This window comes from Deltaproteobacteria bacterium, assembly GCA_026388545.1.
In the GTDB taxonomy this organism is placed as follows: Bacteria; Desulfobacterota; Syntrophia; order Syntrophales; family UBA2185; genus JAPLJS01.
This window is the reverse complement of record JAPLJS010000014.1, coordinates 1-7,872: the sequence shown is the minus strand read 5'-3', so window position 1 is coordinate 7,872 and position 7,872 is coordinate 1. Positions and strand designations below refer to the sequence as shown.

The 7,872-nt window shown below is 46.3% G+C and carries 7 protein-coding genes; all 7 read right to left on the bottom strand.

Annotated features, from left to right (window positions below; genetic code table 11):
* Positions 1-428 (bottom strand): 5'/3'-nucleotidase SurE (surE, locus tag NTW12_00900; protein ID MCX5844911.1); only part of this gene is annotated, 428 nt, incomplete at its 3' end.
* A gap of 104 nt (positions 429-532) precedes the next feature.
* Positions 533-1,777, bottom strand: coding sequence for a penicillin-binding protein activator (locus tag NTW12_00895; GenBank protein MCX5844910.1), 1,245 nt, complete (start codon positions 1,775-1,777; stop codon positions 533-535).
* A gap of 203 nt (positions 1,778-1,980) precedes the next feature.
* A complete protein-coding gene (gene dnaK, locus NTW12_00890; protein MCX5844909.1) occupies positions 1,981-3,909 on the bottom strand; it encodes a molecular chaperone DnaK in 1,929 nt (642 codons plus the stop codon).
* A 37-nt stretch (positions 3,910-3,946) separates the two neighbouring features.
* Positions 3,947-4,519 (bottom strand): nucleotide exchange factor GrpE, encoded by a 573-nt coding sequence (gene grpE / locus NTW12_00885; GenBank protein MCX5844908.1) that lies wholly within the window; start codon positions 4,517-4,519, stop codon positions 3,947-3,949.
* 52 nt (positions 4,520-4,571) lie between these two features.
* Positions 4,572-5,156: a D-sedoheptulose 7-phosphate isomerase gene (locus tag NTW12_00880; GenBank protein MCX5844907.1), complete on the bottom strand. Its 585-nt coding sequence runs from the start codon at positions 5,154-5,156 to the stop codon at positions 4,572-4,574.
* A 153-nt stretch (positions 5,157-5,309) separates the two neighbouring features.
* Positions 5,310-7,376, bottom strand: a complete 2,067-nt coding sequence (gene nrdD, locus NTW12_00875) for an anaerobic ribonucleoside-triphosphate reductase (GenBank protein MCX5844906.1) — start codon at positions 7,374-7,376, stop codon at positions 5,310-5,312.
* Positions 7,377-7,517: 141 nt separating this feature from the next.
* The coding region (locus tag NTW12_00870) for a hypothetical protein (protein ID MCX5844905.1) at positions 7,518-7,872 on the bottom strand (355 nt) is incomplete at its 5' end.

Below are 7,872 nucleotides of genomic sequence, written 5' to 3'. Positions count from 1 at the left end.
GCGAATCGCGCTGCAAAGGAAAAATCTGCGTCTCCATGCGCGTCGAGAGAGATCGCCATTGAAGGAACACCCATAATAACCCCCTCCGTAGCTGCCGAGACGGTCCCTGAATAGAGCACATTGATCCCGACATTGGCGCCTGAATTGATCCCCGATACTACCAGGTCAACCGGTTTATCCGACAATTCTTTAATTCCGATCTTTACACAATCCGCCGGCGTCCCGGTCACGGCATATCCCAGAAACTGCCCATACTTCCGGGCCTTCCTGACCATCAAGGGGCGAAAGAGTGTAATCGCATGGCCCACGGCGCTTTGTTCGACTTCGGGTGCGACGATCAAACAATCCGCATCCTTTGAAAGTTCCTGATAAAGGGCACTCAAACCCTTCGCATATATGCCGTCATCATTTGTAAGAAGGAATCTCATGATTAACCTATTTTGTTATTCTCCCATTACGTTACAAAAAGGATTCAGCTGACCGCTTTCAGCTTGTGTTGGGGAGGGCAGCAACTTTTTCGGAGATGAACCGCCTATTTAATCTGTATAACTTGTCCATCTTTTACCATCAAAACGAAGGCCTCCTTTTGGACATCTCTCGCTCCTGCAAATGATGTCTTTCCCGTTACGCCACGATAATTCTTCAATCTCAGCATGCCGTCTCTGAATTGGTCTCTTGTCTTGATATCATCATCTTCGATAGTTTTTATAATAATGTTCGTCGCGTCATAAACAAGGGCTTCTATAACGTCCGGCTCCCGGCTATAGTTTGTATAAAAGATGTCAATAAAGTCATTGGTTTCAGGATAAAAACTGTTCCGAGAAAAACTGTCTACAAAAATGGCTCCTTCAAGATATTCACCACCAGTCTTTAAAAGAACCGGAGAATTCCAGCTGCCTGCACCCAGCAGTTTAATACCTCGAATATTATGAAAAGCCAACTGGGGTAAGATCATGCTTATCCTTTCAGGGGAATCGGGAATAAAGAGGGCATCGAAGTCAATAACCGGTTTGTACTCATCTTTATTATTCCTATATTCTTTTCCTTCTGAAGAAGTTCCTTTTATTCGGGTTATCGCTTTAATCTCATCACCAAAATCCGTCTGTGTTTTATCGTAAAACTTGGCTCCCCGGATTTCTCCCCCCTGGCGCAGAACCTCGTCCCTGAATAACCTTTCCATTTCACGGCCGTAAGGATCGTCCGGATAAAGGACAGCAAATCTGCTTATATCCATATCTCCGATGGCATATGTAACAAGTCTCCTGATCTGCATATGATTGGTCATGTAATTCCGGAAGACGTAATTACCAATATCGGTAATCTTTTCCTTCTGGGTAAGGGTTATTATAGGGATTTTTAATTTTTGAGCTTCCCTGGCTGCATCAATGGCTTCGGTGTTGCCGAGGGGACCGAGTATACAGAGTACCCCGTCCTGAACAGCAAGTTTGGTTACAGCCGCCTTGGCAGTTTCCGGCTTGCTTTTCGAATCTTCAATTATCAATTTAAACGGACTTTTTACTGCCGGATCAAACACACCCGAGGCGAGGATAATAGCCTCAAGAGCCCTGTTGCCGGAAGCAGCATACCGTCCTGTAAGGGGAAGAATACAACCAATGGCATAACGATCCACCGGTTTAGGAACTATCGCCTTCTGTTTTCTCTCAGTTATTAATTTATCTTTCGCTGTTGCTTTCTCACGCGCATCAACAGGAAATAGTATACCAGTATTCAATACCAGCGCCATCAATACTAACGGCAATATGAACAATTTTTTCAAATGAGGTTCTTCTCCCATGTAGTTGTAATAGGATTCGAGGATTCAGCTGAAAGCTTTCAGCTAATGTTGAAGATGTTATCAACTTTCTCGGAGATGATCCATAGTTCTTTCTTGTATTCTATATGAAAGGAGGCTTTCCGTCGATAAAAAAATGCCCGGTAATCCATCATAATGAATCCCGGGCATGCAAAGTTATTGGTGAATTACTTTTTTACTTCCTCGAAATCAGCATCAACTACATCATCATCCTTCTTAGCGGCGCCAGACTGTTCTGCCGATGGACCGCCGTGTGCTCCAGTATCTGCACCTGCCCCTGCCTGCGAAGCCCCGGCTTTGGCATACATAGCCTCAGCAAGTTTGTGCGAGGCATTGGTCAGTTCTTCCTGGGCGCTCTTAATGGCATCGATGTCATCCCCTTCGATAGCCTTCTTTACTTTTACAATAGCATCCTCGATTCGCGCCTTTTCCGCGGCATCTACCTTATCTCCGAACTCCTTGATATTCTTCTCTACACTGTAAGCCATAGAATCCGCCTGGTTTCTGGCCTCTATAAGCTCCTTCTTTTTCTTATCTTCCTCTGCGTGAGCTTCTGCTTCTTTAACAAGTTTCTGTATTTCTGATTCAGTCAAACCGCTCGATGCCGTGATCTTGATGCTCTGCTCCTTTCCCGTTCCAAGGTCTTTTGCAGACACATGAACAATGCCATTGGCATCGATGTCAAAGGTCACCTCAACTTGCGGTACGCCTCTCGGCGCCGGCGGTATTCCAACCAGTTCAAATCTCCCCAGTGTTCTGTTGTCCGCCGCCATGGATCTTTCACCCTGGAGAACGTGGATACTTACAGCGGGCTGATTGTCTGCCGCTGTCGAAAATATCTGGCTCTTCCGGGTGGGAATCGTTGTATTTTTCTCGATCAGTTTCGTCAACACACCACCCAGTGTCTCTATTCCCAGGGACAGTGGCGTCACATCCAGCAGGAGGACATCCTTAACATCACCCGCAAGGACACCTGCCTGGATGGCCGCACCAATAGCGACCACCTCGTCGGGGTTGACCCCCTTGTGAGGTTCCTTTCCAAATATCTCTTTCACCTTCTGCTGAACCCGCGGCATACGGGTCATACCGCCAACAAGAATTACCTCATCGATATCTTTCGGCGTCAGATTTGCGTCCTTAAGCGCGGTCCTGCAAGGCTCGACTGTCTTTTCAATCAGATCCTCAACCAACGCTTCCAGCTTGGCCCTCGTTAGTTTCATGGTCAAGTGTTTCGGCCCTGATGCATCGGCGGTAACAAAAGGCAGATTAATATCCGTTTCCATAACGGTGGAAAGTTCCATCTTCGCCTTCTCTGCCGCTTCCTTGATCCGCTGAAGGGCCATCCTGTCATTCCGAAGATCGATCCCGTAATCTTTTTTGAACTCCGTGGCAATAAATTCAATCAGCCGCTGGTCAAAGTCTTCGCCACCTAAATGGGTATCTCCATTCGTCGATTTGACTTCAAAAACGCCGTCTCCCAATTCGAGGATGGAGATATCGAACGTCCCCCCGCCAAGATCAAATACCGCGATCTTCTCATCTTTTTTCTTATCAAGACCATAGGCAAGGGCCGCTGCTGTCGGTTCATTAATGATTCGGAGTACGTTCAATCCGGCAACTCTTCCTGCATCTTTTGTGGCTTGCCTCTGAGAGTCATTGAAGTACGCAGGAGTTGTAATAACCGCATCGGTTATCTTCTCTCCCAGATAATCCTCCGCAGTCTGTTTCATCTTAGTCAGAACAATGGATGATATTTCTGCCGGACTATAGCTCCTTCCCTTTACAGTCACTTGGGCGTCACCATTGGCGGCTTCCGTAATTTTGAAGGGACAAATCTTCTTATCGTACTGAGCCTCTTTGGAGTTATATTTCCTCCCGATGAGTCTCTTTATGGCATACACGGTATTTTCAGGGTTGGTTACCGCCTGCCTTTTGGCAACCTGACCAACCAGCCTTTCATCGCTATCGGTAAACGCCACCATGGAAGGCGTGGTCCTGCCACCTTCCTGATTTGCTATTACAACGGGATCTCCTCCTTCCATAATAGCAACACATGAATTTGTCGTTCCTAAATCAATCCCTATGATTTTCCCCATATTAATAATCCTCCTTGATATCTAATCTCCCGTTTATTCATTCTTTGCAATTTTCCATCTTTGCTCGTTTACAAACAGAAACCTTGGCCGGCCTCAATAATCTCCCATTCAGAAGATATCCTTTTTCCAGTTCCTCGACGACCTTATTGTCCTCATGGGCGTCACTCTCAACCTGAAAGAGAGCTTCATGGATATTCGGATCAAAAGCTTTATCAGCGCAGTCAATTTTCTGGACGCCGTGTTTTTCCAGACAACCCAGGAACTGATCCTGGAGCATCTTCAATCCTTTTCTAAATGTCTCGAAATCACCAGAGTTACCGGCATGCTGTAACGCTCTGTCCATACCGTCTACGAGCGGTAAAATATCCTTAATCAGATTTTCATTCCCGTATCTTATTGAATCAGACTTCTCTCTGATTGCACGTTTTTTATAATTCTCAAGCTCCGCAATTGCGCGAATATACTTGTCGTAATTTTCGGCTGACTCTTTTTCCTTTTCCTTCAGTTTCGCCATTAAATCGCTTTCATCGAGAGTCTTGTGTCCTTCCTCGCGCTTTTCCTGAATATCCGGCGTCTCTCTTATCTCTTCCCTTTTTGTTTTTTTACCCATGCTCCTTTAGCCTGTCCTTTCAAAATTCCGCTATGGCTTCCGAAACAAACACCTATTTCACATCCGGTCTCTGAAATAGCTTAAAGTCTATCATCTCGCAGATTACATGCCCCACCGTAATGTGGATTTCCTGTATACGGGGGGTGCTGTTGGAAGAAACATTGAGGGAGTAATCTACCATCTTCGCTACCTGACCCCCATCTTTCCCTGTCAGACCGATCGTAACCATTCCGATCTTTTTCGCCACTTCAATGGCTTTTATTATATTCGGGGAGGAACCGCTGGTGCTTATCCCCCAAGCCACATCGCCCGCCTGACCTATCGCCCTGATCTGCTTGCTGAAAATTTCAGAAAAATCATAATCGTTACCAATGCTTGTAATTATGGACGTATCGGTACTCAGGGCAATTGCCGGAAGTGGCGGTCGTTCTATGATAAAACGGTTCACAAATTCTGCTGCGAGATGCTGGGCATCTGCTGCGGAACCACCGTTTCCAAAAAGCAGTATTTTGTTTCCTGCTTTCAAGGCTGCGGTGATTACCTCTACAACACTGACGATCCCTTCAAGATTTTCACCGACGAAAACATCTTTAAGGTGACCGCTCTCTTTAAATATCTTTACAATATGATCTTCCATATCTTTACTCACAGCTTCATCTTACCAAGGAAATTTGCGGCTAATATATTTATCACCCCCTCTCATGTCAAGGGTAGGACACTGATTTGTTGATTAATCATCTTAGGGATTAGGGATCAGGGGGCAGGGGTTAGTTGCTTAAGCACAATATCTTCAAATAACACTCTCGTATCTTTTCCTGTCTCTCAGTTCTGCCAGTTTGCCTCTATTCCAGCCGGATATCCGGCTGAAATACTGGGTAATCCTCGCTATACCCTCCACCTCTTCAGATCCGCAGAAGTCACATTTTTCTCTGAGATTCCTGAATGTCGCCTCACAAAGTTTGCAGGTTGTAAACTCGGGAGAAAAGACAACCTGATCATTCTCAGTATCCTTAAATACCTTCATGATGAATTTGGCAAGTTCCTCCTTGGAAGGCCGGGTATCTCCGAGCCAAACATGGGTAACGGCCCCTCCCCTTATGAAGCGATGAAATCGACCTTCCTGCTCGACACGTTCCATGGGACAGGTTGCGGCAGATACATTGAGATGGGTTGAATTCGTATAATACACCTCTCCCCGTGCAAGAGTACCTCTGACAAAATGACCCGCCTTCGGAGAAAAATATTTAAGATCAAGCCGTGCAAAGCGGTGAGAGGTAGTTTCCGCAGGTGTCTGTTCCAGAATAAAATGTAAGCCATATTTTTGACTGAGTTTCCTGGTCTCATCCCTCATATGAGCAATTACTTTCAAACCAAACGCAAGTGCTTCCTCCGACTCGTGCAACTGACTGCCTCTATGTATCTGGACAAGCTCGTTAAGTCCCACAATCCCCATAAGGTAGCACGCATGTTCCATCCTCAGAAACGGTAAGCCGTCTCTGCTCATGGCAAGCACAGCAAGGGGTCCTTCATCGCCATAGGAAAGGAGCTTCTCAATAAAATCCCTCTTCTGGATGTGGGCTTTTGCCATCAGTTCCATACGTTCCGAAATCAGTAGAAACAATGCATCCTCCTCTCCTTCAGCCCTGTACCCAAGCCTCGGGAGGTTCAGTGTCACATTCTGTATTGCCGAACACCTCATCTTCCAGGAAGTTTTCGCTTCCTCAAAGAGATTTTCCTTCTTCTCATGGATTGAAACACCGCACTCGTAAGCCTTGATCATCCGCTGACGATCGAAGAGGAAACAGGTATTTCCCTTTTCACCGGCTACATCGCAGATATGATGGAGAAAGTCTTCATACCCCGGTGTCTGAAAAAACGCTTCCGTAATGTGAACAAGTGGTCTCGGGTAAATAAACGGCTTCCCCGTACCATCCCCCTTCTTAAAGACCTCGAAAAGGGCCCATGCAAACCTCCGGGCATCGGTTATAAAATCTTCGTAGTTACTGCCGGTCAATTCACCTCCCGGACCGATAATTGGTACGTTCCGAAGATGTTCCGGAACATCCCAGTAGAGATGGATATCAGTGAACATGGATTGCCCGCCTCTGGCAGAGGTCAACTGGGAAAATTCATAAATGAGCATCTGGGCGAATTGCCTTACTTCTTTATCACTCATCTCTGACAGATAGGGTGCGAAGGAGAAATTAACGGCATCCCAGCCGATAACACCGGCAAAATGCCCCTGCAGGATGGCGCCGAACCGCACCATATGGGCCAGGAGTACCTCCGCATGCTTGGCTGGTTTCGCAACCGTCAGCGAATGAGGAAGATTCAAACCGAACTTCTTAATATATTCAAGGGACTGGCAGGAACTGTAAGGCCTGTCGATATATCCCAGAGAGTGAAGATGGATGTCCCCCATGATATGCGCATCTCCCACATCCTGAGAAAATACTTCATAGAGTGAGAATTCCTTTTTTATCCCTTCAGCGAGGATCAGATTTGTACCTTCCGGACCATGAGGCACATTGGCGTTCTCCTTGTTCTGATGGAGGATTAACTGCCGTACATCATAAAGGGGAAATCCCAGCAGCGCGTGCATCTTTCTTGCCTGTTCGAGGCCCCTCTCGATGAGCTTAGCATCCACCAGTTCCCTGATCAGGGGTGTCGTCAGCAGGCTGATCCCGGATGCAATGATCTGCTTTTCGACCTCTCTGCTGATTATTTCCGCCGTATCGATATCAATATTTGTCTCACGGATCAGGGCATCAACAATCCTCTGCCGGTTCCATCTGGTGATATCCTCGCCGGAAGTCTTCACAAACAGTGTAATGTCTGTTGTTTCCTCATTCGCCATCTTTAATATCCTATGCTAAATCCTTTCAATACGAGTATATAGTTTTAAAAATTGCAGCACTTCAGCCATTACGAATATCTCCCTCTTGTCGATATGAAACTATATTTACGAAATGTTTTCCGGAAGTATTTCACGAGCACGTTAGACATTTGTCTTCATAGCAACCGCTAAGGTACTGAGCGTCTTTTCGGCAGCCAGTGAAATTTCCGCGTCATTATTGTGGTTCAGAGAAAATACCCTGAAATGGACGACTCTGGCGGGGATAAACCGGTAGATATCCTTTAACGGCTCCGGCGACGTCACTCCCGTCGCCGGGTTGAAGATATTAACCCTTTTTCCTGTCTCTGCCATGGGATTAATGGGCCGTGTGTCCTGAGTTGCAAGATCGACGCGGAATGGAATGCCTTTTAATCTCTCGGGCAGAAAATCTCTGATTTGTCTTTCATAATCACCGGCATTGGAAAACCGGGTCCCTTTCTGTATCTGATCAACAGAT

Bases quoted from the DNA above. Each gene is read 5' to 3' on its own strand.
- grpE (MCX5844908.1), bottom strand. From the start codon at position 4,519: ATGGGTAAAAAAACAAAAAGGGAAGAGATAAGAGAGACGCCGGATATT.
- dnaK (MCX5844909.1), bottom strand. From the start codon at position 3,909: ATGGGGAAAATCATAGGGATTGATTTAGGAACGACAAATTCATGTGTT.
- NTW12_00880 (MCX5844907.1), bottom strand. From the start codon at position 5,156: ATGGAAGATCATATTGTAAAGATATTTAAAGAGAGCGGTCACCTTAAA.
- nrdD (MCX5844906.1), bottom strand. From the start codon at position 7,376: ATGGCGAATGAGGAAACAACAGACATTACACTGTTTGTGAAGACTTCC.